General features: G+C 60.2%; 17 protein-coding genes. 4 read left to right on the top strand and 13 right to left on the bottom strand.

Translation table 11 applies throughout. The features are described 5' to 3' along the window. Nucleotides 1-1,358: 1,358 nt before the first annotated feature. The 9 genes from CCONF_RS00390 to rpsH form a co-directional block, all read right to left on the bottom strand. Complete coding sequence (locus CCONF_RS00390) at nucleotides 1,359-1,787, bottom strand: DUF805 domain-containing protein (RefSeq protein ID WP_290224062.1); 429 nt, start codon at nucleotides 1,785-1,787, stop codon at nucleotides 1,359-1,361. Nucleotides 1,788-2,041: 254 nt separating this feature from the next. Further along, nucleotides 2,042-3,267 (bottom strand): IS3 family transposase gene (locus CCONF_RS00385; RefSeq protein WP_290223284.1). Its coding sequence is split into 2 segments (ribosomal slippage): nucleotides 2,042-2,988 and nucleotides 2,988-3,267, totalling 1,227 coding nucleotides; the frame shifts between segments, so codons are not numbered across the junction. Between the two features lie 815 nt (nucleotides 3,268-4,082). Beyond that, a complete protein-coding gene (locus tag CCONF_RS00380) occupies nucleotides 4,083-4,793 on the bottom strand; it encodes an IS6 family transposase (RefSeq protein ID WP_049361038.1) in 711 nt (236 codons plus the stop codon). 27 nt (nucleotides 4,794-4,820) lie between these two features. Continuing rightward, nucleotides 4,821-5,024 carry a hypothetical protein gene (locus CCONF_RS00375; RefSeq protein ID WP_290224056.1) on the bottom strand — a complete coding sequence of 68 codons (204 nt, stop codon included), beginning with the start codon at nucleotides 5,022-5,024 and terminating at the stop codon, nucleotides 4,821-4,823. A 95-nt stretch (nucleotides 5,025-5,119) separates the two neighbouring features. Beyond that, nucleotides 5,120-5,260, bottom strand: a complete 141-nt coding sequence (rpmD, locus tag CCONF_RS00370) for a 50S ribosomal protein L30 (RefSeq protein WP_035004239.1) — start codon at nucleotides 5,258-5,260, stop codon at nucleotides 5,120-5,122. A gap of 3 nt (nucleotides 5,261-5,263) precedes the next feature. Beyond that, entirely contained in the window at nucleotides 5,264-5,905 is a 642-nt protein-coding gene (gene rpsE, locus CCONF_RS00365; RefSeq protein WP_012359604.1) for a 30S ribosomal protein S5, read from the bottom strand. 40 nt (nucleotides 5,906-5,945) lie between these two features. Then, nucleotides 5,946-6,356 (bottom strand): 50S ribosomal protein L18, encoded by a 411-nt coding sequence (rplR, locus tag CCONF_RS00360; RefSeq protein WP_035004242.1) that lies wholly within the window; start codon nucleotides 6,354-6,356, stop codon nucleotides 5,946-5,948. Continuing rightward, complete coding sequence (gene rplF / locus CCONF_RS00355; RefSeq protein ID WP_035004244.1) at nucleotides 6,356-6,892, bottom strand: 50S ribosomal protein L6; 537 nt, start codon at nucleotides 6,890-6,892, stop codon at nucleotides 6,356-6,358. Before rplF ends, rplR begins: the two co-directional genes overlap by 1 nt. Nucleotides 6,893-6,906: 14 nt before the next feature. Next, the gene (gene rpsH / locus CCONF_RS00350; RefSeq protein WP_034986964.1) at nucleotides 6,907-7,305 is read right to left on the bottom strand and encodes a 30S ribosomal protein S8; all 399 of its coding nucleotides are present in this window, start codon (nucleotides 7,303-7,305) and stop codon (nucleotides 6,907-6,909) included. 524 nt (nucleotides 7,306-7,829) lie between these two features. Between rpsH and CCONF_RS00345 the strand changes: the two genes are divergently transcribed. The 3 genes from CCONF_RS00345 to CCONF_RS00335 are packed head-to-tail and all read left to right on the top strand — an operon-like array spanning nucleotide 7,830 to nucleotide 10,875. Beyond that, complete coding sequence (locus CCONF_RS00345; protein ID WP_005325331.1) at nucleotides 7,830-8,948, top strand: FecCD family ABC transporter permease; 1,119 nt, start codon at nucleotides 7,830-7,832, stop codon at nucleotides 8,946-8,948. Next, nucleotides 8,948-10,042, top strand: a complete 1,095-nt coding sequence (locus CCONF_RS00340; RefSeq protein WP_005325330.1) for a FecCD family ABC transporter permease — start codon at nucleotides 8,948-8,950, stop codon at nucleotides 10,040-10,042. The genes CCONF_RS00345 and CCONF_RS00340 overlap by 1 nt, the downstream gene beginning before the upstream one ends. A gap of 50 nt (nucleotides 10,043-10,092) precedes the next feature. After that, the gene (locus CCONF_RS00335; RefSeq protein ID WP_019176090.1) at nucleotides 10,093-10,875 is read left to right on the top strand and encodes an ABC transporter ATP-binding protein; all 783 of its coding nucleotides are present in this window, start codon (nucleotides 10,093-10,095) and stop codon (nucleotides 10,873-10,875) included. 10 nt (nucleotides 10,876-10,885) lie between these two features. Here CCONF_RS00335 and CCONF_RS00330 read toward each other — a convergent pair whose 3' ends face one another. The 3 genes from CCONF_RS00330 to CCONF_RS00320 all read right to left on the bottom strand — a co-directional run bounded on the left by CCONF_RS00330 (nucleotide 10,886) and on the right by CCONF_RS00320 (nucleotide 13,724). Then, nucleotides 10,886-11,524 (bottom strand): DedA family protein, encoded by a 639-nt coding sequence (locus CCONF_RS00330; RefSeq protein ID WP_005325329.1) that lies wholly within the window; start codon nucleotides 11,522-11,524, stop codon nucleotides 10,886-10,888. A 173-nt stretch (nucleotides 11,525-11,697) separates the two neighbouring features. Then, a complete protein-coding gene (locus CCONF_RS00325; RefSeq protein ID WP_005291893.1) occupies nucleotides 11,698-12,714 on the bottom strand; it encodes an iron-siderophore ABC transporter substrate-binding protein in 1,017 nt (338 codons plus the stop codon). A gap of 65 nt (nucleotides 12,715-12,779) precedes the next feature. Then, the gene (locus CCONF_RS00320; RefSeq protein ID WP_005325328.1) at nucleotides 12,780-13,724 is read right to left on the bottom strand and encodes a methionyl-tRNA formyltransferase; all 945 of its coding nucleotides are present in this window, start codon (nucleotides 13,722-13,724) and stop codon (nucleotides 12,780-12,782) included. Nucleotides 13,725-13,801: 77 nt separating this feature from the next. Here CCONF_RS00320 and CCONF_RS00315 point away from each other — a divergent pair, with 77 nt between their 5' ends. Further along, nucleotides 13,802-14,788 (top strand): alpha/beta hydrolase, encoded by a 987-nt coding sequence (locus CCONF_RS00315; RefSeq protein ID WP_224784305.1) that lies wholly within the window; start codon nucleotides 13,802-13,804, stop codon nucleotides 14,786-14,788. Between the two features lie 2 nt (nucleotides 14,789-14,790). Here CCONF_RS00315 and CCONF_RS00310 read toward each other — a convergent pair whose 3' ends face one another. Further along, nucleotides 14,791-25,647, bottom strand: a complete 10,857-nt coding sequence (locus tag CCONF_RS00310) for a non-ribosomal peptide synthetase (protein ID WP_290224017.1) — start codon at nucleotides 25,645-25,647, stop codon at nucleotides 14,791-14,793. Nucleotides 25,648-25,663: the final 16 nt, after the last annotated feature.

Below are 25,663 nucleotides of genomic sequence, written 5' to 3'. Positions count from 1 at the left end.
CGTCATTCGCAAGAGAGGGATCGGAAGCTTTGCGTATGAGGGCTACTTCCTCAATCACGGCAGAGAGCGCGCACCGTGCTCCCCACACGTGAAAAAGTCGAGCCTTCCTCTACAGCGGTTCTACAAGACACAGACAGCACAAGCATAACTGGAGCCGCTGCAGGGACAATAGGTCTGTCACCTTGGACCAACACACTGATATATGACCTATCGACCGCGCCCGCATCCGCCTCTTTCGGAGTCATATACCTTGGGCTCTTCCCCACGGAAATAGCATTCACCGCATGGGGATATATTTTATCGCGCACGAGCGCTGGGAAACAGCAACCACGACGTACCTTGTCGCTGTGGTCGTTTTGCTCATGCCAGCACCAATCCTCGGGGAAGTTCCAACGGGCCTGACCCCCGGAAAGTGGACACGTCGGGGGTCAGGCCCCGTACCGAAATCGTCAGATCAATACCCGCGACTGACAGGGAAAGCGCGTATAACAAGCTGAACCGAAAGGTATTAAAATTTATTGCTTGTCTTAATTTCATAATTCACTTACTGCGTTAGCGGTCCGCAACCTTTGTATCCAAATACAGATCTGTCACACCAGAGTCCGAGATGTATCGCTGAAAACTATCTCTACCGACTACATTAATTTCAGGCTCAATACGCATAACTATGCCCCATGTACGTCTTGAGTAACGAGTGCGACCCCATGGTAAGGCAACAAACGAGAGTCACGCTTATAACCAAGGTAAATCCTTCGTCCTAAGACTGGTTCTTTCTGTTGATGAATCGTCGCTCGAATTGAACCGGGAAACTTCCTATCATCCCAATGCAAAGAATTAAGCGCATTGCTTCACTGCACGATAATCTGCAAAAGCACGTTTCGTGCGTGCTAACACTTCAGCGCCGAAGGGATTCGTGAAGTCATGTTCACGGAAAGTTCGCACAACGTCTTCATAAGATGCTGAACTATCTCGAGTCGTAATCGTCGATGACATCGAACGCACCCATGATTGCTGGTCATCTTTATCTAAACCTTTTCAGGGATCGTCTTGCAACTGTGCCATAGACTATGGCGCTTAAGCGCTATTCAGACGACGTCAATGCAGAAACCGGCGAAGCTTTCAGTGGAGTTGGTTGTGCCAGGCAACCGCGAGTGCCAGGGCGTGACAGCTACATGGGCGAGGAAGTCGCGTAAGCAACTTTCGCGGCAACGCGAGAACCATGAACTAACACCACACACAACGACTAGTGTCGACCCCGACAGGTTGGAGGAACTGACCAAAATCAGGCCAGTCTCTCCTTTATCCTTAAATACTTCCGTAACCACACACCTGAATGCTTACGATTGCCAGACTTTCCTTTAAGCCGATCGTGCTTCCTTTTGGCTTGAAGGCGACACCTTCTGCTGGAAAAAGAGACGACGTTTGTCATCACTTGAGGGAAGAAGGGTCATGATCAGTAAAGGGATAGTTCCCACTATGGGGATAAAAAATAATACAACTAGAATTCCGGGGAATCCCGCATCTTGCAGCCGTCTCGATAACAACGCAAGAAAAGGCAGAAACACGATTGCTGCTATCACGTCTTCTAGCGATACTCCATGAAAATCACCTAAATGATTATCGAGCATGCTGACGAAGAATGAACCAATAGTCAAAAAGGAAAAAGTCCACCAGTATTCACTTCTAGAGGCTGACCCTTTAAAAGCAAAATACCTTAAGAAAAACCGTGACACGGCCTGCTGCGGAGACGCCCCATGCAGGGCCTGGTAGGAAGATTGCTTATCCATAATAAAACCTCCTTCCGCTAAAAGAATACTTTAGGGAAAGAGATTTTCTACCCCTTAACAACAACATCCATCCGGCAGCGTCCACCAAAGCCCCAGCTCGACTAACCAAACCAAACGACAAGCGCCCCACACAGGGCGCTTTCTTTATACCCAAATCAGCGTGCGCTGATTTACCAATATTCGGCTAGCTATCCACAGGGTTTGAAGCGTCCTGGGTTTAGTTCTGAAGCGTCCTGGGTTTAGTTCCGCTTCTTTTACGGCCCTGTGTTGATGGGCTGGGTGAGATAGTACTCGGTTTCTACTTCCTGTGGGGTGGCGTAGTCCAAAGCTTCATGAAGCCGCTTGGTGTTCCACCAATGCACCCACCGCAAGGTGGCCAGTTCGACTTCTCCGACCGAAGTCCACGGGCCTTGGGCGTGAATGAGTTCAGCCTTGTAGAGCCCGTTGACTGTTTCGGCTAGTGCATTGTCGTAAGAATCGCCGACTGTTCCCACACTCGGGCGGATTCCGGATTCCGCTAGCGCGGTGGAATACTTCAGTGACACGTACTGGCTGCCCCGATCGCTATGGTGAATTAACTGGTTTCCATGAATTCGTCCTGCAGTCGTTAACGCATGTTCCAATGCCTCCATGGGCAGCGCATCGGTACGCATCGTCGAGCGTGTAGCAACGCCAACAATTTTTCGGCTGTAGACATCCACGACAAACGCGGTGTAGGCGAATCCTGACAGGGTGCGAACGTAGGTAATGTCGGCAACCCAAAGCCTGCCTGGTGCCTGCGCACGGAAGTTTCGGCGCACAAGGTCCGGGCGATGATCCGGTGTCTTCGGGCTGATCGTTGTTACTGGGGTTCGCCCACGTCTGCGGCCAGAAACACCTGCTAGCTTCATCAGTCGTGCAGTCTTGTCGCGACCAATATGAAAGCCTTCACGGTTCATCGCGTGCCACATTTTGCGGATGCCGTAGACCGAGAAATTCTGCGCATGCACACGCTGTATCTCTGGGATGAGAAGGCTATCGCTTAAGGCCCTTGCGCTGGGAACACGAGTGGTGGCTTTGCGGTAGCCGCGTGAAGTAATGAATCCACGATCTGCTTGTTTAAGGACTCGGCAGATGGCCTCGACCCCAAACTGATCTTTATACGTGTCGATGTAAGAGATCATTTGGTCGTGGGTCGGTCGAGTTCCGCTGCGAAAAAAGCCGAAGCAGCCTTAAGAATCCCGTTTGCTCGCTTCAGCTCACGGTTTTCGCGGCGCAGACGCTTGATCTCTTCTTCCATTGTTTCGCCGCCTGACGCGTCGGAGTCATCACGTACTGAAGCGCTGTCACGGTACCAAGCCCGCAACGTGTGGTGAGATACTCCAAGCAGCTCACCGACCTCCGTGTAGGCGCGTTGCAGTGAGCAAGACTCCAGGCGAACCATTTCGATGATCTGATGGACCGCCTTCTCCTTGAACTCGACGGAGTGCTTCCTAGGCATAGTTCCCAATCCTTCCTTAGCTGAGGTAGGAACTAAACCCAGGACGCTTCACTTGTAGCGAGAGTAGCGGAGGTTGGTGGCACAGGAAACATGGTAACTAGCATGCACACAGGTGTTATCACCATGGGAGTAACTGTAGGCACCGCAATAAGTTCACTAGTCATCGAGAAAAACAACGGAGTTGCATCGTATTCCGGTCTCGTTTCAGTGATTCTTGTGGTCATGGCTTGTCTTTTAACTGTCATATCATTGCGACAAAAGGACCAAAACGTCTAAAAATACCCTCTTCAAAGCATGCCTCGACATTCGAGGATAAGAGCATCAATAGTGAAAGCCCCACGCTCTCGGAGTTGCTTTCCTGGGTCGATTTGCAAAGAGATACGCTCAAAGAGGATTGGAACTCAATCGCGCTAACGGGGAAGGCTATCCCGAACCGAAGCTGATCTACTCCGCAATGCGCGTATGTTCGACATCGCACGCCCGTCACAATACGGGGTCTTGGTTTAAACTCAGCTGAGCAAGCCCGTGTTCTTGAAGAGTTAGCAGCCATCGATGCGAGCATTTCTTGGTGTGTCATGACTCTCGCCCCAAGTGGTCCAGCGTGGCTTTCCCCATCAAGACAATCGTACTGATCGCCTGAGGCGGGGGTTTCTACTTTGTTAGAGGCGGCAAGCTATCCATAGTAAGTTCCGAAGTTCTATTGGTGGCAACTGCGAAGCGCATCAGAGCAACTGGTTGGTGCTGTTGCAAAGTTGGGCGGAGAGTCGAGACGACCCAGTTTCTCATTTCCTGATGGCCGCTGCGTGCCGGCGTTCTCAGGCCGTCTCGAAGACCCGGTTGACGATCACCGCGTCCGGATTGGGGTGCCCATAAGCAAACATCGTGCCCTGACCTTTCCGTAATGAATGCATCGCTTCCATCCCTTTCAACGTCCGGTAGGCGGAAATTCGGTTTTTGAACGCCCCCTTCGGTCCCAGGATTCTTTTAAGTCGGCCATGATCTCCCTCGAGAACGTTGTTCAGGTATTTCACCTGCCGGTGCTCCACCGTCTGAGGGCAGATTCCCTCCGCCTTCAGCTCGGATATTGCCTTGGCCAGAGCTGGTGCCTTGTCGGTGTTGATGACCCGCGGGGACCCGGCTGTCGTATTCGATCGCAGCGTCTTGGCCAGGAAACGCTTGGCCGCAGCCACATTCCGTTTTGGTGAGAGGTAGAAGTCTAAGGTCTGCCCACCGGCGGTAATAGCCCGGTAGAGATAGCACCACGTGCCGCCGACCCGGATATAGGTCTCATCCACCCGCCAGGACCGGGCCTGCCAGTCGGGTACCTGCCGGTACCAGCGAGTGTGCTTATCCAGCTCAGGGGCGTATTTCTGCACCCAGCGGTAGATCGTGGTGTGATCGACTGGCGCACCCCGCTCGGTCATCATTTCTTCGAGGTCGCGGTAGCTCACGCCGTAGCGGCAGTACCACCGCACCGCCCACAGGATGATGTCACGGGGGAAATGCCGACCGGAGAAGATACCCATGGCTGTGATTATTTCACGTCGATATTCCTACTGCCCCAACTTTGCAACAGCACCTCCTGAATGGTCTTGTTTTAGGGCTTCGCCTGCGTAGGCCATTTGACGAGCCAGATTGCTTCCATCGCCAGCATCATCATGGTTACCCATGACTGGTACCCATTTACTGCGAACTTCCTTTCCCACGTTGACGAACGGATTGTCTTCGGAAGGGAATTCATTGACGAGATTGTCCATTTTGCAAAGTCTCCTTTCAACTTCCGGGAGTTTTCTACTCCTATATCGCAGCCTATGGGGAAAGACTGTTTAATGTAAGGTTCCCGAAAGATTATTTAGAGTATGCCGCGGGTGACAGCGTTGTCTTCGCGGATGATCTCCTGACCGATGCGCTTCAGGCCGAGGGAACGCAGCGTGTCACGCTGGTTCTGCTTCCTACCAACAGTGCCCTTGATCTGACGGATCTTCAGTGCCATGGGTTATGCCCCCTGTCCTGCAGCACGAGCGCGCAGCATGGCTGCCGGAGCAACCTCTTCGAGGCTCTTGCCACGACGTGCGGCGACCTCTTCTGGGCGCACGAGCTCCTTGAGGCCGGCCACCGTTGCGTGAACAACGTTGATGGCGTTCGGCGAGCCGAGCGACTTGCAGAGAATGTCCTGGACGCCAGCGCACTCCAGCACCGGGCGGGCTGCGCCACCGGCGATAACACCGGTACCTGGTGCAGCCGGACGCAGCATGACGACGCCTGCTGCGGCCTCGCCCTGCACCGGGTGGGTGATGGTGCCGTTGATCATCGGGACACGGAAGAAGTTCTTGCGAGCTTCCTCGGCACCCTTCTGGATAGCAGCCGGGACTTCCTTGGCCTTGCCGTAGCCGACACCGACCATGCCCTGGCCGTCACCCACGATCACCAGAGCGGTGAAGCTGAAGCGACGACCACCCTTGACGACCTTGGACACACGGTTGATGGTGACGACGCGCTCGATGTACTGGTTGCGCTCGTCCTGCTGGTTGTTGCGACGATCGTTACGGCCACCGCGGTCGTTGCGGCCGCCGCGCTCGTTGCGATCGTTGCGGTTGTTATCGGCGGAGCGTCCGCCGTTACGGTCACGTTCCGACATCACGCGTTCCTTCCGTTGGAGTTCATGGTGTTGGTGGTCATTAGAACTTCAGACCACCTTCGCGGGCGGCGTCAGCCAGAGCGGCGACGCGGCCGTGGTACTGGTAGCCAGCGCGGTCGAAGACGACTGCCTCGATGCCAGCTTCCTTCGCACGCTGTGCGATCAGTTCGCCAACCTTGGCGCCACGTGCCTTCTTGTCGCCCTCGACTCCACGGACCTCTGCTTCGAGGGTGGACGCAGCGCACAGGGTGTGACCGACGGTGTCGTCGATGACCTGAACGTGCATGTGACGAGAGGTACGGTGCACAACGAGACGTGGAGTCTCTGGGGTGCCGGACAGGGTCTTGCGGATACGGAAGTGGCGACGTGCGCGAGCGTTGCGACGGCGGGTGGAGATGTCCTTGCCCACCGGCAAACGCTGGCCTTCCTTGTTCGTTGCGTTGTTGCTCATTACTTACCCGTCTTTCCATCCTTGCGACGGACCTGCTCGCCTTCGTAACGGATGCCCTTACCCTTGTATGGGTCATCCTTCCGCAGACGGCGGATGTTAGCGGCGATCTGTCCAACCTGCTGCTTGTTGATGCCTTCGATGGAGAACTTGGTGTTTCCGTCGACGGCAAACTTGATGCCCTCAGGCGCCTCAATCAGGACTGGGTGAGAGTAGCCCAGTGCGAACTCCAGGTTCTGGCCCTTGAGCTGCACACGGTAACCCACACCGAAGATTTCCATCTTGATGGTGTAGCCAGTAGTAACGCCCACGACCATGTTGTTGATCAGGGAGCGGGACAGGCCGTGCAGGGAACGGTTCTTGCGGCGGTCATCGGGGCGGGAGACGACGAGTTCTTCGCCTTCCTGAGCCACGGTGATTGGTGCCGGAATCTCTTCAGCCAGGGTGCCCTTAGGACCCTTGACTTCAACGTTCTGGCCGTTGATGGTGACGGTGACGCCAGAGGGGACGGTCACCGGTGCCTTGCCAATACGAGACATGGTTAAACCTCCTCTTACCAGACGTAGGCGAGGACTTCTCCGCCCACGCCCTTGTTGTTGGCCTCACGGTCAGTCAGCAGACCCTGGGACGTGGAGATAATAGCCACGCCCAGGCCACCGAGAACCTTTGGCAGATTAGTGGACTTTGCGTAAACGCGCAGACCCGGCTTGGAAACACGACGCACGCCAGCGATGGAACGCTCGCGAGATGGGCCGTACTTCAGGTTAAGCTCCAGGGTCTTGCCGACGGTCTCGTCGTTAACGGAGTAGTCGGCGATGTAGCCTTCCTGCTTCAAGATTTCGGCGATGTTGGCCTTGATCTTGGAGGATGGCATAGACACGGTGTCGTGGAACGCATTGTTTGCGTTGCGCACTCGTGACAACATGTCCGCAATCGGATCAGTCATGGTCATGTGAAGTGACCTGTTGCCTTTTTCGTTACGGTTCCCGTGCTCACCCTTGATGAATCGCGTGTACCGCACGATCGCTGGCTACTCACGCTCCGCCTAACTCAGTAGTTAGGGGTGCTCGCTGCCTTTATCCGTGCGGCCGCTTCGGGCGAGGGGCCTGTAACAAAGTGGATGTACAGTTTTTCTCCCTTGTAGCGGGAGACTCTTTCCGCAGGTCATGTGGCATTCCCGGGATTTTGACGCGTTAGCGTCGAAAAAAAGAACATGGGGGTACCTACCTACGGCAAGACCTGACTAGCCTAGCAACCAGCTAAAACATGTCCAAATCCCTGCTCAGAAGCATAGAGCTGAGGTGTAGGGTCGGCGCCATTCAGGGCCGACCGACCTCACTAGCCGCACCTGCTGGCTCACACACTCACCTGCACAGCTCCACAATCCCTCCTTGTAGTACTTTGATTAGGCTTACCTTGTTCATATAAGCTTGCTCCCGTTAAGATCATGGAATTTCACGCGTCAAGGAGGGATGCATGGCTATCTCTACCCCGCATGCGCAATCCCCTTCTCAATCACACCTGGGGTCTCGCGCGGACGCTACTGCGGACGCTTCTGCCAGCGCTCCATCAGGTAAAATCCCGCGTCGCCTCGTCGGCCTCGGCGTCCTTTTCCTCCTATTGCTCGCCAGCATCGTTGCCAGCATCGTGTTTGGATCACGGCAGATCCCTTTTGGAGAAGTGTCCGCCGTGTTCCGCGATCTCGGCACGGCGTTCGGCCACGCGGAGGGGCTGAATGTGGATCAGCGCGTGATCGTCGAGCTCCGCATTCCCCGCACCCTGTTGGGCCTAGTCGCCGGTGCTGCCCTTGGCGCCTCCGGTGCATTGATCCAAGGGCACACGCGCAACCCTCTCGCGGACACGGGCATTCTCGGCATCAACTACGGTGCGTCCCTGGCCGTGGTTGCCAGCTTCTCCTTGCTGGGTGTGACGTCCGTGTGGGCTACCAGCATGTGGGCGTTCGGTGGGGCCATCGCTGCTACTGCGTTGGTGTTTAGTTTGGCGTCCATAGGAGGAGGACAGGCCAATCCAATGACGCTGGTCCTCGGCGGCGCGGCTTTGTCCGCGGTCCTCAGCGCCATCATCAGCGGTTTTATCCTCACTGACGATGCCAATCTGGATCGCATGCGCTTCTGGACCGTCGGCTCCATCGCGGGCCGGGATCTCACCGTGTTCTACGGCGTGCTGCCGTTTATCCTGGTGGGCCTCCTGCTGGCGTTCATCACGGCACCGCAGCTAAACCTCCTGAATCTGGGCGATGACATCGCCTCCGGACTGGGCATCAACACCCAGCGCGCCCGCCTGATTGGCATGGCTCTGATCGCACTGCTGGCCGGTGCCGCGACAGCTGCCGCCGGCCCCATCACCTTCATCGGCCTGGTGGTCCCGCACCTCGTGCGCGCCATCACGGGCCCTGATTACCGCTGGATCCTCCCTTACTCTGCCCTGACGGGTGCGGTGATGATGCTGTTCGCAGACGTGGTGGGCCGTCTGATCGCTCGTCCGGGCGAGTTGCAAGTAGGCATCATCCTCGCGTTCGTGGGCGCGCCGTTCTTCATCGCCCTTATTTATCGACGCCGGGTGGTGGCCATTTAATGAGTTCCCTCCTTGCCCGCCCTACCTCTTCCACTATCCCTGGGCGCCCGCCATTCCGCGTGGGCTCATTTTCTGTGGTCTGGCGCCCTCGCGCGTTGACGGTGTCTCTATTGCTGCTCGTGGCGATCGTCTTGCTAGCGGCGGTCTCCATCGGCCTGGGTGACTATCCTGTGTCCCCGGCTCGTGTGCTGGAGGTGCTGTTCACCGGCCAGGGCACCCGCATTGAGCGTCTGGTGGTTTTGGATTGGCGCATGCCTCGTGCGCTGACGGCCATTCTGGTGGGCTGTGCGCTGGGATTATCCGGAGCCCTCACTCAGTCCGTGACTCGCAATGCGCTGGCCAGCCCGGATATCTTGGGCTTCACTACGGGCGCGTCCGCGGCCGCGGTCACCGTCATCACTCTGGGTGGTGGCGCTGGTGGTTTCCTCGGCTGGCTCAGCAGCATCGGCATTCCCTTGGCCGCGGTGCTTGGTGCGGCTGTCACCGCAACGGTGATGTGGGCTCTGGCGTGGAGGAGATCGACTGATTCCTTCCGGCTAGTGCTGTTCGGCATCATCATCTCTGCTCTGTTGACCTCGTATATCAACTTCCTGATGATCCGCACGGAGTTGCGCGATGCCGCGGCCGCGCAGTTCTGGCTTACTGGCTCCCTGAGCACTGCGGACTGGTCCAAGATGTGGCCCATCGCCATTGTTGTGTTGGTGTTTACACCGCTGCTGGCCTGGATTGGTCACCAACTTTTAGCCACCTTGCTGGGCTCGGATACTGCACGGGCTTTGGGACAAAACGTCCAGGGTGTGCAGGTGCTTCTGCTCGCCGCTGCCGTGGCTTTGGCAGCAGTGGCGGTCTCGGCCGCTGGCCCCATCGGGTTCGTCGCCTTCGTGGCCCCACAGGTGGCGCTGCGCTTGTGCAACTGCTCTGCACCACCGCTTCTGGCCTCTGCGCTGACCGGCGCTGCGCTACTCCTGCTGGCAGATATCAGCACCCAAACTCTTCTGCCCGTAGAGCTGCCGGTGGGCATTCTCACCTCGGCAATCGGCGGTGCGTTCCTTATTTATTTGCTGGTCCAACGGAATAGGTCAACCACGGCATGAGAAAAGATCCCACCCTGGAAGTTAGCAGTGCCGCGAACAAAGAAGGACACATGACTCAGAAGCACAGCATGAGCGCACGCGGCCTCGCCGTGGGCTACGGCGACCGGACGGTCATCGAAGGCTTGGACGTGGACTTTCCTCGCGGGCAGATCACCACAATCATCGGCCCCAATGGCTGCGGCAAATCCACGTTGTTGCGAGCCATGTCTCGTCTCCTTCCGGCGAATGAGGGCGAAGTGCTGTTAGACGGCGCCGATATCTCATCCATCAGGCGCAAGGACCTCGCACGGACCATCAGCGTGCTGCCACAAACCCCTACCGCCCCGGAGGGACTCAACGTGGCTGATCTCGTCTCGCGCGGTCGGCACCCACACCAATCGTGGATCCGTCAGTGGTCGTCCACGGACGAAGCCGAGGTGCACAAGGCGCTGGAAATGACTGGCTCGATGGGGCTGGCGGAGCGCACCCTGGATTCTCTGTCCGGAGGGCAGCGGCAGCGTGTGTGGATCTCCATGGTTCTTGCGCAGAACACGGACATCCTGTTCCTGGACGAGCCCACCACCTACCTGGATCTGGCCACGTCGGTAGAGATTTTGGAGCTGGTGCAGCGTCTACGCCGAGAGCTGGATCGGACTGTGGTGATGGTGCTGCACGATCTCAACTTGGCTGTACGCTACAGCGATAATCTCGTGGTGATGAAGGATGGACAGGTCCTCGCCACCGGGCGTCCCAGCGAGGTCATTACCCCAGAGCTACTGCTCGAGGCGTTTGCCCTCAACGCGCTAGTCATCGAGGATCCTGTCACCGGCGGTCCGCTGATCGTCCCCAAGTGACGATCAGGGCTTAGTCCTCCATCAGCTCCTGGGCGGGAGTCTTCTTGGACTTCCGCCAGTTGATCATCGCGGAAATCACCACCGGAGTCACAGACACCAGCACGATGACGATGGCGATCATGTCGATGCGATCCGCAATGCCCGGGATATCCCCCAGCAGCACGCCAATGCCGACCATGCTGACAATCCACAGCACTGCACCCGTGACGTTCCATCCCACGAACTTCTTGTACGGCATCTCCGCGGTACCAGCGGCCACGGGAATGTAGGTACGCACGATCGGGATGAAGCGCCCCAGTACCAGAGCCAACGGCCCGTACTTCAGGAAGAAAGCCTCGGCTTGTTCGAGGTGCTCGGTTATGAGGATCTTGGCGTCGGGCTTAAACAACTTGCGGCCAAAGCGGTGGCCGAGCCAGAAACCTACCTGGTCGCCCAAGAACGCCGCGACGATGGCCACGCCCACCAGAATCGGAACGTTCAAGCCCAGCTGATCGCGCAAGATTGCCGCGGTGACCAGCATGGAATCGCCGGGGAGGAACGGGAAGAGCACGCCGGATTCAATAAAGATAATCAGCGCAATGCCGCCGAGCGCCCAGCCGCCAAAGTTCTGGAGCAGGGTGGTGGCGTCCATGAGGTCGCTTAAGTGCACAGGGAATCCCTTCTAGAAAACAACTGGTCTATTCTTACCCCGGTTTCTGACCGGAATACAGGCAGCTCGCCCCTAGCGTGCATCCGTTATCCCCATGAGTGCCCGTCCCCTAGCCAGCAACAGCAAAACCGCCCCAGCACGTTCATGCGGGGCGGTTCGGCAGTTGATTCAGACTACTTCGTGGCGTCTGCCAACGGCTGCTCGATCTTGTCCAGCAGGTAGTTCAGGCTCAGCACGGTCTGCCATCCGAAGGCCTTTTCCAGGTCGCCTTCCAGGTAGACACTGTGTCCGTCCTTCACGGCGGGCAGCTTGCCCACGATCGGATCCTCGGTCACAGAAGCCTTGCTCTGCTTCGGAGAGTAAGACAGTTGATCCCACACCAGCACGTCAGAGTTGATCTGGTCTGCGTTTTCCTTGGAGACCTCACCGTAGAACTTGTCCTTGGTGATGCCCGCGTAGGCCGGGTTGATCTTGAATCCCAGCTCGGTGAAGAAGCGGCTACGCGGATCGCCCTCGGCAAAGACAGCCAGGCTCTCGTCGGAGACAGTGGCCACGCCGAGTTCCTTTTCGGCCCATTCTGGGTGGCGGCCCTTGAGCTCTGCGAACTTCTCCTTGACCTGCTCCACCTGGCGCTTTGCCTCTTCAGGCTTGCCCACGGCCTGCCCGATCTCTTCCGTGGTCACGTCCCATGGTTGCTGTAGTTCTTCGTATTCGCCCTTTTGTACGACGACAGGGGCGATCTCAGACAGCTTCTTGTACGTGTCTTCATCGATGTCCGAGTACACGGCCACGATGAGGTCTGGATTGTCCTTGGCGATGGCTTCCGCGTTGACTTCTGTGTCCTTGTCGATCCGAGGAGTGTCGCCCTCGATCTTGTCATTGGACCAGTTGCCCGCAGCCTGACCATCCGGGGTCATTCCGTCCCAGTACTTCACGGAGACAGGAGTAACTCCCAGCGCCAGCAGTGCGTCCTGATCCGTGTAGCCCAAGGAGACCACGCGCTGCGGGGCTTCCTTGATTTCGGTGGAGCCGTAGCGGTGCTCGATGGTGGTGGGGAATGCGCCCTGCTCGGCGTTGACTGCCTGGGAGTCCCCGGAATTTCCGGACTGGTCATCAGTCGAGCAAGCGGTCAGTGCCGCGCCCAAGGTCAGCACAGCAGCGGTGCTAACGAGAATCTTCTTGAGTGTCATTTTTCTCCGTTGTTACTGGTGACGGATTTCCGCGCGAGGCGTGGCCCGTACACAAAAGGGAAAGGTCAAACCTTTGGTTGGATATATCCAGCCCTATGTCCAAAGAATTCGGTGGCGGTCAGTTCCGAGTTGTCGTCGAGACGAACACGATCCAGAACAATCGCCGGCGCCGGCACGTTGGCACGGGGCGATCCACAGACCACCGCGATTCCTCCCTCGTGAGGGATGGTGACTCGGCCGGGGGTTCCGCCGAAGCGGCCCTGCGAGACGTGCGCGGAAAGCACGCGGACGCGCTGGCCTCGGAATTCAAAGTAAGCATTGGGGTACGGGTCGGACTGCGCCCTGACCAGCAAGGCGATATCTTCCGCAGGTTGGGTGAAATCTATGCGAGATTCCTGCTCGCCGCGCTTGTGGAAGTACGTAGCGCGGGTGGGATCTTGAGGTTGCGCAGTGGCGGTGCCTTGGGCGACGTCACTCAATGCGCGTTCCACGAGGGGCTCGATGAGGTCGATGGTCTTGGCCACGAGATCCGTGGTGGTGTCCTGCGGACCCACGGGGATCGCGCGCTGGGCAACGATGGGTCCGCCGTCCAGCACTTCATCCATCTCGTGCACAGTGACGCCCACGTGAGTTTCCCGGTTCAACAGCGCCCACAGGATGGGCGAAAATCCGGCGTACTCGGGCAGGAGACCATCGTGGACATTCAATGCGCCGTGCTTGGCCAGGCTGAAAACCTCGGGAGGAAGCCAGGTTCGCCAATTGTTGGCCACGATGATGTCTGGTGCAGCATCGCGCAACGCCTCAATGACGTCTTGACCCACGCGCTCAGTGACACACACCTGGAGCTCATGTTCGCTGGCGAGCTCCTCAACGGAGTCTGCCCACATTTGCTCATAAGGGTGATCGCTGGCAGGGTGCGTAACTACCAAAACTACTTCATGACCAGCATTGATGACCGCAGACAACGTCCGGTGTCCCCACGACTGATAGCCGAAAACAGCAACTCGCATGCAGGGGATGTTAGCTTAGGTTTACCTATGTAGTCAATGATGAAAGTGGCGCAATTTTCATGCCAGACTCCCCGGACGTGACCACCCTTCACCGAATCTCGGTGCCCGCGGATGCGGAAGCCCTCGTTTTCCCGGACCCCTACCGCTCGAACGTCGAGCTCACCGAATCGATGTCCACCGTCGATGTGCGCATCCCGGCGCACTCAGCAGTGACCTATAGCTTTCAATCCGGCGAGCTGAAATATCCCGATCCACATAACGCACACGGCGCAGGCCCACAGGCGAGCCTATTGAGCGGCGATTCTGTGGACCAGACACTCTGGCCGCCTCGCTCCCCAGAAGTCATCGCGGACTTGCCCGGCGCACGCCTGTCCATCGACCGGAAGGTATTCGGCAGGCGCTGCACCGCGCGCCTCGATGACCGCGGTGCGGATACCACCGTGGTGTTTTTGGATGGCGATGACTGGATCCATCTGCATGACCTCACGGGCGCACTGGACCGGGCAGTCACGGCAGGGCTTATCCCCCAGATCAACCGCGTCTTCCTGCCGGCAGCCAAAGACCGCAGCGAGGAGTACACCTCCCAAACATTCGCCAGCGCACTGGCCACCGAGCTTCCGCCGATCATCAACAGCAGCCACATAGTCCTGGTGGGGCAAAGCTTCGGCGGTCTCTCCGCCCTGCGCGCAGCTCTTACGGCTTCCACCGAAACCACGCCTGCAATCAAAGGAGCCATCGCCCAGTCCCCTGCCGTCTGGTGGTCCGCTGACCGTTCTGCAGAGCTCGCGGACACGCTCTCGGACGGGCCCGCAGGAGGCGACATTGCCGCACAGCTCACTGGCCCCTCACTCGAAAATCCTGCGGCTCACAGTGGCTCCGGTCTGGCACGCATCGTACTGACGTGCGGTGCAGAAGAGCCGCCCATGCAACGACACGTGGATGCAGTGGCCGATGCCCTGACACGCCGCGGCTTTCCCACCACCAATCACCGCACGCCCGGTGGCCACGACCCTGCGATGTGGCGCCACGGGATCATCCCGGCACTCGCCGAATTGCTGGGCTGAATCTACGAGCGCGCCTCCACAAACTCCGCCACGCGCTCGACTGTCCGCAGACCGTAGAATTCGCGCACGCCAACCTCCACTCCCAGCTCTCCACGCAGCAGTGCGCAGAGCTTGATGACCGCCATGGAGTGCCCACCCATGTCAAAGTAATCAGCATCCACCGGCACGTCCTCGGGCTCAATATCTAGCGATTCGGCAAACAGCTCCGCCGTGATCTCCTCGGTTTCGTTCGCCGGTTCGCGGCCCTTCTCCGTGATCCTTTCTCCCTCACCCAGTGCAGCAAGGTCGGTCTTTCCATTCGACGTCACCGGCAACTCATCCACGATCGACCATCGATCCGGGATCATGTAGCTGGGCAGTTCCTCGCGCAATGCATTACGCACGCCAGTCAGGAAACTCTGCCGCTCCCCCTGGTCCGCATCGCGCAGTTGTGGGGCCACGAGGTGACAGGCCAGGAGTGTGGCGTCGGATATACGAACAGGAACGGTCACGCAGTGGAGGATGCGGGGATCAACGCCGCGGGACACGGCGGCCGAGACGTCGCCGGGATCCACGCGGTGACCACGAATTTTCACCTGATCGTCGCTGCGTCCGAGGTACTCGAACATGCCATCCGCACGCACGCGGACGATGTCTCCCGTGCGATACATCCGCTCACCCGGGGCGCCCCACGGGCAGGCGACCATGGAGCTGGCGGTGCGCGCCGCGAGCCCATGATACTCCTGCGCTAAGCCGCTGCCCGCGAGGTAGAGCTCACCCGGCGCTCCTGTAGGAACGGGGCGCAACCACGGGTCCAAAACGAACGCCGCCGTGCGATCCACCGGCATTCCGATCACGGGCGTGGCGCTCTCATCCGTGCCAGCACCCAGGGCGTTGATGGTGTACTCGGTGGGTCCATAGAGGTTGTATCCGCGCACGTCATCGGCCTTTCGCAAGGTCTCCCACACGCCGTGCGAGACAGCCTCGCCGCCCAAGAGCACCAGCCGCGGGCGATGCGCGCCGGATTCCAGCATCCCCTCCGCGAGCAGCTGCTCGGCAACGGTCGGGGTGACGTTGATGACATCCACCTGATGCGCGCGAATGGCCTCAACCATGGCCGCAGCATCGCGTCGCAAATCCTCGGAGAAGATCCGCACCTCGTGGCCTTCCACCAGCCAAAACAGCTCTTCCCACGACATATCGAAGGCGAAGCTGATGGCATGCGCGATCCGCAACGTCCGCCCATCGGCAGCAGCTGGGGCGAAGATCTTGCGCCGGTGATTGTCCAGCATGTTGTGCAGCCCGCGATGCTTGATCACCACGCCCTTGGGCTTGCCGGTCGATCCGGAGGTGTACATCAGGTAGGCATCGTCCCCGGGCACCGCCGCAGGCGTGTGGGTGGTGGCGTGGGAATCGGCAGTGGTGACGTCGACGCAAGGAAGCGCACCGATCCGCTCCATGCGCTCCCGAGAACTCGAGTCCACCAGCGCGGCTGCGGGCTGGCTGTCCTCCACGAGGACCCGGAGCCGCCCATCGGGGTGCGTCAGATCAAGCGGCGCGTAGCGCACCCCTGCCCACAGGGCTCCCAGCAGAGCCACCACCGAATGCGCGGAGCGCTCCACCGCAATGGCGACAGTATCGCCGCTGGTCACGCCGCAATTCTTGATCTTTTCCGCAATGTCGGAACAGCGAGCAATCAGCTCACCGAACGTCCACTGCTGTGCGTCATCCGCTAGCGCGATGCGATCTGGGAAGCGCTGGGCGGTGTCCTTGAGCTCATCCGCAATGGTGCGGTCAATGCCTTCGGCCTTCTGCCAGGAAGCCATCTGCTCCGTCGTGCTTTGCGGGGAAGAATCCTCCGCTCGGGCTGGCGCCAACTGGGCCAGCTGAGCGAGCGGGACCTCTGGTGTGTCCACAAACGCGGTCAGGACTTCGGTCGCGGCCTTGAGCACGGAATGTGCGAGGGACTCGTCCACCACGTCGTGGCGGAATTCCAGCTTGATGCCCAGCTTCGGCCCCGGAGTGAATACCCAGGTCAGAGGGAAGTGCGTGGAATCTTCCGCGCGCTCCTCCACAACCCCGTGGCGTTCCCGAAGTTCCGCTGCTGCCTGCGGATCGAGGAAGTTCTGCACCACCACCATGGAATCGAACAGCGTGCCTACCCCCAGCTGCCGCTGGATGGCGCCGAGGTCCGCGGAATCGTGGTCCATATCCTCGATGCGCTGGCGATAAACATCCTGGACCAGTTCTTCTATGCTCTGGCCGGGCCGAGCTGTCACTCGCACTGGCACTGTGTTGAGCAGCACTCCCACCACATCAGACATGGCGGGGTCGCTCAAGGCATCGCGGCCACTGACAGACTGACCAAACACCACATCCGAATCCCCTGTGACAGCACCCAAGGCCACGGCCACGGCTGCGTTGACCACGGAGGTCAACGTCACGGCCTGCGCCCGGATCTTTTCCTGCAGTGCGCCGGTCAGCTGCTCGCTGACCTCGGCAAACACCTGGCGAGGCAACTCGCTACCAGCGTGCTCTGAAGAGATATCCGCGGCCTGCGGGGCAACGAGCGTGGGCTGAGACAACGTCTCTAGGCGATGTACCCAATAGTCGCTATCTGCCTGCTCTTTGCGAGTGTCAACGGACTCGAGCAGGGCGTCAGCAATAGAACAACCGCGAGGAACCAACTCTCCCGCACCCTGCGTGCGGGCCTGGCCGGACCTCAACGTCAGCCTCTCGAGGAAGGTTTGCAGCATCACTGCACGCGACCAACCATCGACCAGAACCAGGTGGTAGGTAAGAAGCAGCGTGTCGCCAGGCTGTCCGTCACTTCGGCCGGTGACGATGGTTGCCTTCGCCAGCGGCACGGATGCGAGATCGATGCCCGCGCTGCGATCAGCGTGCATGATCGCCTCGAGATCCCCTTCGGTGGTCTCGACGGGGAGGTCAATGCCCTGTCCACTCCACGGCAAGTTCTGCACGGGTTGGCCGGAAGCATCGGTGTGGAACTCCGCGCCCATGGCTGGATGCACGGTCACTGTGTCCCGGAAGGCTTCCACCACGGCCTCGGCATCCAGTCTCCGGTCAAACGTCAACGCAGTCTGTGCAACGTAGGCACCCGGTGCTGCCACCTGTGACTGGAACCAGATTCCGCGCTGCAGCACGCTCAGCGGAGCGCGGCGTCCTGAGGATTGCTCGCGGCTGACGTGCTCCTGCAACTCGCGAGCAACCTCGCCGATGGCGCTGCGCAAACGCTCGGCGGAAATCACCGCATTCACCACGGACAGCTCCATGCTTACGGCCCGCTCGCTAGACCACACATCGGCCTCCACCAGGTAATCCGTCCACTGGCAGGCGGCATCGCCCGGCGCGTGGAGGACAGCGCCAGTCTCTCCCCGTCCGAGGTAGTTGACCAGGATCTGTGCCCCATGGGCCAGGGTTCGCTGCCCTTGCGGGTGTGTGTATCGCAGTGCCTGATAAGTGCGGCGGTCCGGGGCTGTGCCGTCCTCGTGGAGCGCGCGCATTTCCGCTGCGGCACGTGCTGCATCCGCTGGATCAGCCAACGGGATTTCCACCGGCGCGATGGTGGTAAACCATCCGAGGGTTCGACCATAGGAATGATCAGCCGGACGTCCGTGGCCTTCTACGTCCACGGCCCAGCTCCGCGCGTCCGTGCCCATTGTTCGAGCCACCGCGACGGTCACCAGTCCTGCCACGAGGTCCTGAACGTCCACACCCATCACGTCGGGTGCAACGCTCTGCAGGACCTGCGCGGTCTGTCCGTCAATGTTCACTTCGAGCGTGCTCACATGATCCGTACTCCACTGGTTCGAGTCCTCGACGGGCCGTGGCAGCGTAGCCAGTTCACTCCAGTGCAGGGCATCCTGAGCTGCTGCGGTGTGAGCATCGTGCAGTTCTTGCAGGCAAAGATCCTTGTAGCTCGCCTGCCCGGAGAGAATCCTGCGCCCTGCGAGCGCATCGCGCAGATCGTCTTCCAGAATCATCCAACTGGCGCTATCGATCACCGCGTGATGAGCAACGGCCTTGACGTACCCATCCACACACCCGAGCACCACGCTACGACCAGCAGCAATATCGATGTGATCGATCAATGCATCCACGTCCAAAGCCCGCACAACCATAGGGCCGTCTCCCTCGGCACCAACAAAGTGCGCGAACGCAGAACTGGTGTCCACGCGCGTACGAAGCATCGGATGTGCCTGCGCTACCTGCTGCAGGGCCTGTTCCAAGTCCTCCACAGCGACTGGCCCCAGATCCAAGCGGCGCGCCTGCACAAAGCGGTCGCTCATGCCTCTTTCCATCTGCCTGCGCAGCATCGCCGGGATGGGGAAAGCCCCCGAGATCTCCTGGTGCCCGTCCTTGGGCAGGGCTTCTTCCTGGCTCTGCCTTGTTTCCTGGATTTTCTGCTGGGTGGCCTGCGGCGTGACCCGCTCGGCAATCTTGCGTGGCGTGCGGCCCAAGAAGAAGTCCCGCGGAGTCACGTTGAGATCAGCGCGCGCCAGCGCGTGAGTAACGCGGATGGCAAGAATACTGTCTCCACCTAAGCGGAAGAAGTCCGAGTCCGGCTCCACCTCGGCGCGGTCCAAGCGAAGTGCATCAGCAATTGCCTGCGAGATCGCCTCCACCAGATCCGAGGTGCCCGAAGCCTGCTGAGCAGCAGGAATCTCACCCAGAAGGTCCAGGATCGCGCGCTCATCCCGCTTGCCATTGATGGTCTGCGGCACCTGCGTACTCACCGCGAATAGCTGCGGAACCATGTAGGCAGGGAGCGCGTCTCGGGCCGCTGCGGCAGCTCGGGAGGTGATCGCCTTTGCGTCGCCACGAGAATCCGTAATCAACAACGCACCCGGCACCTGGCCTTCGGGCAGATCGACGACCACCACGGTGGCCTCCCGCACACCGCTGACCTTCTCCAGCGCGCTCTCGATCTCCCCCAGCTCCACGCGATAACCGCGCAGCTGCACCTGCCTATCGGCGCGGCCCACGTAATCCAGATGACCGTTGTTCAGCACCTTTGCCATGTCATTGCTGCAGTACATCCGCGCGCCGCCGCCAACGAAAGGATCGGCCACGAAGCGGGAGGCCGTGGTAGAAGCAAGCCCCCAATAACCCGCGGTGACCTGCGGCCCGGCAACGTACATCATGCCGGTCTCTCCAGGCTGCACCGGCTGTAATTGCGCGTCCAGAACATAGGTACGCAACCCGTCCATCGGGCGGCCGATCGGGCTGCGGGCCTCCCCTGCATTCTCGGAGCATTCGTGTGCTGTGACGTGCACTGTCGTCTCCGTGATGCCATACATGTTGATAAACCGAACATTCGGATGAGCACTGCAGTAGGCAGCCTCCGCGCGGGCCTCCAAGGCCTCGCCGCCGAAGATCACCGTGCGCACCGCAGAGTCCTGCCCGAGGTGCGGCTCCAACGCGGCAAAGGCGGTTGGGGTCTGGCTCAGCACCGTGATGGCTTCGGCACGCAACACCTCTGCGGCATCCTCGGGCGAGCGCATCAGCGCATACGGCATCACCACGGCACGCCCGCCGGAGCTCAGCGCTGCCCACATCTCCCACACCGAAAAGTCAAAGGCGAAGCTGTGGCTGATCGACCACACGTCCTCCTGCGAAAACTCCACGTGGCTGCGAGCATTGCCCAGCATCGCGGTCACGTTGGCGTGTGTGACGGCCACGCCCTTCGGCCGCCCTGTGGAGCCGGAGGTGTAGATCACGTAGGCGATGTCATTGGCACGGGCCACGCTTGCCGACCGGCCCGCAGGCGGCTTCGCTTCCCCGCTCATCGTCTGTTCACTGACCACGAGGACGGGACAATCTACCAGCTCAGAGACCATTTTTTCCGCGCTGGGAGACACCAGCACGGCATCGGGCTGGCAATCCTCCAGGATCAATTCCACCCGCGCTTGCGGGGACAACGGATCCACGGGAACGTAGGTGCCGGCGGACATCGTGGTCGCCAGAATGGCCGCAACCTGCCACGCATCGCGCTCCATGAGCAGGGCTACTCTCGGGGTGTGGATGGCAACCTTCCGGTCCAGCACAGCGCGTATACGCTGAGCGGCGTCGTCTAGTTCTTCGTAGGTCCAATGCTCCGCAGCACCGTCTTCTCCGATGCTGGTCAGGGCGGGCCGGTCGCGGGAGTGCTCGAAGCTGCGTCGCCACAAAGAAGGAAGCGTGTCCACACCAGATACCGCACCCAACGCCTCTGCAACCTCACCCACGGTCGCCACCGCACCGGATTCAGACAGCAAAGAATCCACACTCACCGCGAGCATCTGCGCGATCCTTTCGGCACGTACCTCGGTGATTCGCTGCGGATCGTAGATCAGGCGCAGTGGGTGCTCAGCGGAAGGGTTGACCACGACGGACAGGGGAAAGTGCGGCGCGCCATTGTTGCGCACGTCAGCAACCTGTAGTGGCGAGCCGGGGCAGCCCACGTCCTGTGGAGATAGCGGCACCTCCACCACCATCAACGTATCCAGCAGTTCGCTGGCGTTGGTTCCCAGGTCGCGGGCAATATCAGCCAGGCTGACGTGCTGCACATCGCGGACCTGATTGTTGTGATGGACCATGGCGTGCAGCATGCTGGTCACCGGCAGGGTGGGATCAGATTGCCCCGGCGCGACCACCGGGATGGTGTTGAGCTGCATGCCCACGGCATCGGCCACGCCAAGAACGGGAATGTCACGGCCGGAAACGGAAGTGGCAAACACCACGTCAGCCCCAGGTTCGCAGCCCACCAAGGTGCGAAGGACCAGCCCCCACGCCGCGTGCACCACATCCGGCAGGCCCACACCCGCTGCCCGAGCACGCTCAGACAAGCCAACAGTCCGCGGATCGTCTACCAGCAACTCCCGGCGCTCGAGCGAACTCGAAGGATTAGGGCACAGCACCGTGGGGCGTACCTCGCGCATTTCCTCGCGCCAGACGGACATATCGGCTTCCGCGTCTCTGCGCGCCACCCATCGCACGCTGCCGGCCATTCCGGCGTCCGGGTCGTAGCGCGGGATTCGGGCATCGTCATCCCGGTAGATCTCCAGGAGATCCCGCAGCATGATGGGCACGGACCATCCGTCGGCGATCAGGTGATGCACCGTCTGGATCACGGCGATGTCCTGGCCACACACCGCACCATCGACACTGGTCGGGAGCACAACGGTCCATCGCATGAGCGGCTCGGGCGCGGCATCACCGGGCGGCTGCAAGGAGATTCCCCGCGAGAGGTCATCAGCGGCAATCTCTTCCGTACGCTGCACGAGCCACCCGTCTAATCCAGGCCCAGCCAACTCGGCAGGCACCGTCACGTCCCGAAAGTCCACCCGCAAATGCTCGGCAATCCCCGGATCAATCACGGCAACCACATCGCCACCGTCAGTTTCCCAAGGGCGGGTGCTCAGTGCGGGGTGGCGTCGGATCAAATTACGCGCAGCGCGGGCGAATCGCTCCCGGTCAAACGGTTCGCTGCATTCCACCCGCAAGACCTGTTGCTCCACATACGAGCTGGCCGATTCCTCGAATAGCGAGTGGAAGTACATGCCGTGCTGCAGCGGGGTCAGCGGCAGCACGTCCTGCAGCTCCGCGGAGCTCTGCGCAGTGATTCGTGCCAGGTCCGCAGAGTTCACGGGTGCGGGGGCAACGTCGCCCACGGACAACACGCCGTGATCGGCAAGCGCTGCCACCTCGCGCAATGCCACATCCCAGTGCGCGACCAATTCGTCGATCCGTTCGGGGGAGATCCTGCCGCGCGCCCAGGAGATCGTGGTGCGCAGGACGTATCCCTCGCCGGTGTCTTCGGCGATCGCGTTGAACTCCAGCTCGCGGACCAACGGCTGGTCCGGGTCGCGTTGCTCGCCGAGTTGGCCGGTGGAACCCGCGGGAGCGAAATCTTGTGCTCCTGCGGATACGCGCCCCAAGTAGTTGAACAGCACCTGTGCCTGCGGAGGGGTCTTCGCGGACTGATGCAACCAGGTGTGGGCCTGGTAAGGAACGCCGTTGCCGGGGATGGCCGCGAGCTGGTCTTTCACTGCGTTGAGTGCCAGCGCTAGCGGGGCGATGCTGCCCTCGACCTCTGTGGAGGCCTCCTGCACTGCCGCCCGGGTGGGGTCGATCAGCATGGGATATAGGCAGGTGAACCAGCCCACCGTGCGTGAAAGGTCTGCTTCCCTGCCCTGTGGCCCGGGTACGAATCGGGTTTCGCGGCCGTGCCCCTCCATCTCCACCAGGGTCCATGTTTGTTTGTTTCGACGCCAACGCGCCAACGCCACGCTCAATGCCGTAAGCAATACGGAATTCGCCCCCGTGCGGAAAGCGTGGGGCACCGCACCCAGTAATTCGTCCGTGATCTGCACTGATGCCTCATGTACCACGCTGCGCTCCTCACGGACTGTGGGCGCTTTCTCGGGACTATCAGCAAGCGCTGGCACCTGCGGGTCCCGCAGAGGTTCATCTGCACTCGGCAATGGGGGCAGGGAACTATTGGCATCCTCCGCGAATTCGCCAGTATCAACGGCCTGTTGCAGCAGCTGCGTCCATCGGCGCAGGGACGTCCGCTCCGGCGCGAGCTGTTCCCCGCGATACGCCGCGGCGAGGTCCTCGCCGATAATGTTCCATGACACGCCATCGACCACCAGGTGATGCACCACAAGGCGCAATCTTCCGGGCACCAGCCCAGCCGCTACCACCACTCCGACTGCCGGATCCAGCAGTTCAGAAAGCGCAGCGATGTCCGTGGTGGGGTGGATCGCCACCGCTTCTTCGGCAGATTCCTCCGGGAGTTCCAGCCGCAAGGGATTCCGCTGCACACGGGCCCGCAGTGCAGGGTGCGCCTGCAGCACGTCAGCCACCATTCGCCCGGCCAGCTGCGCATCCACATCTTCTGGAACTGAAAACTCCACGGACTGAATGAAGCCGTCCACGTGATCAGTAATGGAATCGAACCAGCGCAGAATCGGCAGCGACTGCACCTCACCGGTTGGTTCATCGTCTGGATCCTGCACGAAGGTTCCGCGCTCTTCGGCGCACCGAGCCAGTTGCTGTGGAGTGCGCGCAGAGAAAATATCTCCCACACTCACCTCCACCCCGCGCCGTCCCAGAGCCGAGACCAGGGTGATGGCCCGCAGGCTATCGCCACCGATATCGAAGAAGTCCGTCTCCGCACCCACCGCGCTAACCCCCAATGCTTCAGCCATTGCCTCCGCGAGCAGAGCAACGGTTTCCCCGTCACGTTCAGCATCGGCCGGGGCATCAGTGAGCGAGCTCCAATCAGGTTCCGGCAGTGCCTTCCGATCCACTTTTCCGTTGGCCGTCCGCGGCAACTCATCCATGACGGTGATAATCGCGGGCACCATGTATTCGGGCAGTACCTCGGCACACCAACTACGGATCGCAGCACCCACGAGGCCCGCAGTCACCGTCACGTAGCCCAGCAGTCGCCCCTCCCGAGCAATCACGCTCGCCGCCTCCACATCTGGGTGTCCCACCAGCGCAGATTCCACGTCCTCCAACTCCAGACGCATGCCACGGATTTTCACCTGATTATCGGCCCGCCCCACGAATTCCAGCGAGCCGTCGTTGTGCCGGCGCACCAGGTCTCCCGTGCGGTACATCCGGGTTCCGTCCGACGCAAACACATCCGCAACAAAGCGGCTGGCCGTGAGTCCTGGGGCATTGATATACCCCTTGGCCAGCAGGAATCCGGCCACATAGAGTTCACCAATTTCTTGGTCTGGAACCACCCGCAGGTGCTCATCGAGCACATAGAGCCGACAGTTGGGATTGGCCACACCGATGCTCGTGTTGAGGCGATCCTCGTCGTCACGGTAGATGACGTGGGAGACACCGATGGTAGCTTCCGCTGGCCCGTACCCGTGGTACAGCGGGATGGCCAGCTGCTGGCGAAAGCGACGGAACAGCGCCTGGGTGAGCATCTCTCCGCCACACCAGACATGCCGCAAGCTGTCTAATAGATTCGTGCCTTCGGCCTGTTTGAGCATGACGTCGAGAACACTCGAAACCAGATACGCAAACGTCACGCCCTCGCGATGGATGAGGCGGGCCAAGCGTTGGGGGTCTTGCTCCACGCCCGGCGCGGCCACCACCACGCGGCCCCCGCAAACCAGCGGCAGGAAGATCTCATTGATGGAGATATCAAAGGCCAGCGGTGCCTTGAACAGGGAGGCATCATCGCGGCCGAAGAACAGGATCTGATCGCGCTGCCAGAGCAAGCGCTCCACGATCGCACCGTGGCGGATCATTGCGCCCTTTGGGCGGCCGGTGCTGCCAGAGGTAAAGATGACGTACGCAACGCTGTCCGTGGACGGCGGGGTGAACAGCTCGCGGGTGGCATCGAGGTCGAATAGCGCGTCTTCGGTGAGCGCGCAGTTGTCCGGCGTGAGTACGAAGCTCAGGCTGGCATCGTGGGTGACGGATTCCCGGCGCGCCTGCGGCCACGAGGGGTCTAGCGGGACAAAACTGCCACCGGCGAGCAACGTGGCGACGATACCCACCACCATCTCCGCGCTGCGCGGCAGGGAGATTCCCACACTCTGACCAGCGTCAATACCGTGTTCCCGCAAATTTCGCGCTACAGCAGTTGCATGGGCGACGAGCTGCGCATAGGTCAGTCTGTGCCGGTCATCCACCACTGCGAGCGCATCCGGGGTCTCCTGCGCATGCTGCAGGAGCAGGCTAATCAGGTCCGGGCGATCGCGATCCTGATCCGTGTCATTCCATATGCGCTGCTGGGCGATCCGATCCTGTTCACTGCGGCCATGACCGATGACGGCGCCGCCATCTCGAGAAGCAAGCGTATCGCCAGAGGAAAACGGAGTGTGAGCAGACGATCGGGTGGGCACAAAGAGCCTTTCGGTT

Origin of the sequence: Corynebacterium confusum (assembly GCF_030408715.1) — a bacterium.
In the GTDB taxonomy this organism is placed as follows: Bacteria; Actinomycetota; Actinomycetes; order Mycobacteriales; family Mycobacteriaceae; genus Corynebacterium; species Corynebacterium confusum.
The sequence above is the reverse complement of the archived record's forward strand: the minus strand, read 5'-3'. Positions and strand labels throughout refer to the sequence as shown.

What these genes read in the sequence shown, in the direction of transcription:
- rplF (WP_035004244.1), bottom strand. Translation starts at nt 6,892, where the DNA reads ATGTCTCGTATTGGCAAGGCACCGGTGACCGTCCCCTCTGGCGTCACC.
- CCONF_RS00335 (WP_019176090.1), top strand. Translation starts at nt 10,093, where the DNA reads ATGACTCAGAAGCACAGCATGAGCGCACGCGGCCTCGCCGTGGGCTAC.
- CCONF_RS00390 (WP_290224062.1), bottom strand. Translation starts at nt 1,787, where the DNA reads ATGGATAAGCAATCTTCCTACCAGGCCCTGCATGGGGCGTCTCCGCAG.
- CCONF_RS00345 (WP_005325331.1), top strand. Translation starts at nt 7,830, where the DNA reads ATGGCTATCTCTACCCCGCATGCGCAATCCCCTTCTCAATCACACCTG.
- rpmD (WP_035004239.1), bottom strand. Translation starts at nt 5,260, where the DNA reads ATGGCACTGAAGATCCGTCAGATCAAGGGCACTGTTGGTAGGAAGCAG.
- CCONF_RS00340 (WP_005325330.1), top strand. Translation starts at nt 8,948, where the DNA reads ATGAGTTCCCTCCTTGCCCGCCCTACCTCTTCCACTATCCCTGGGCGC.
- CCONF_RS00375 (WP_290224056.1), bottom strand. Translation starts at nt 5,024, where the DNA reads ATGGACAATCTCGTCAATGAATTCCCTTCCGAAGACAATCCGTTCGTC.
- CCONF_RS00320 (WP_005325328.1), bottom strand. Translation starts at nt 13,724, where the DNA reads ATGCGAGTTGCTGTTTTCGGCTATCAGTCGTGGGGACACCGGACGTTG.
- rpsH (WP_034986964.1), bottom strand. Translation starts at nt 7,305, where the DNA reads ATGACCATGACTGATCCGATTGCGGACATGTTGTCACGAGTGCGCAAC.
- rpsE (WP_012359604.1), bottom strand. Translation starts at nt 5,905, where the DNA reads ATGTCGGAACGTGACCGTAACGGCGGACGCTCCGCCGATAACAACCGC.
- CCONF_RS00325 (WP_005291893.1), bottom strand. Translation starts at nt 12,714, where the DNA reads ATGACACTCAAGAAGATTCTCGTTAGCACCGCTGCTGTGCTGACCTTG.
- CCONF_RS00380 (WP_049361038.1), bottom strand. Translation starts at nt 4,793, where the DNA reads ATGGGTATCTTCTCCGGTCGGCATTTCCCCCGTGACATCATCCTGTGG.
- rplR (WP_035004242.1), bottom strand. Translation starts at nt 6,356, where the DNA reads ATGAGCAACAACGCAACGAACAAGGAAGGCCAGCGTTTGCCGGTGGGC.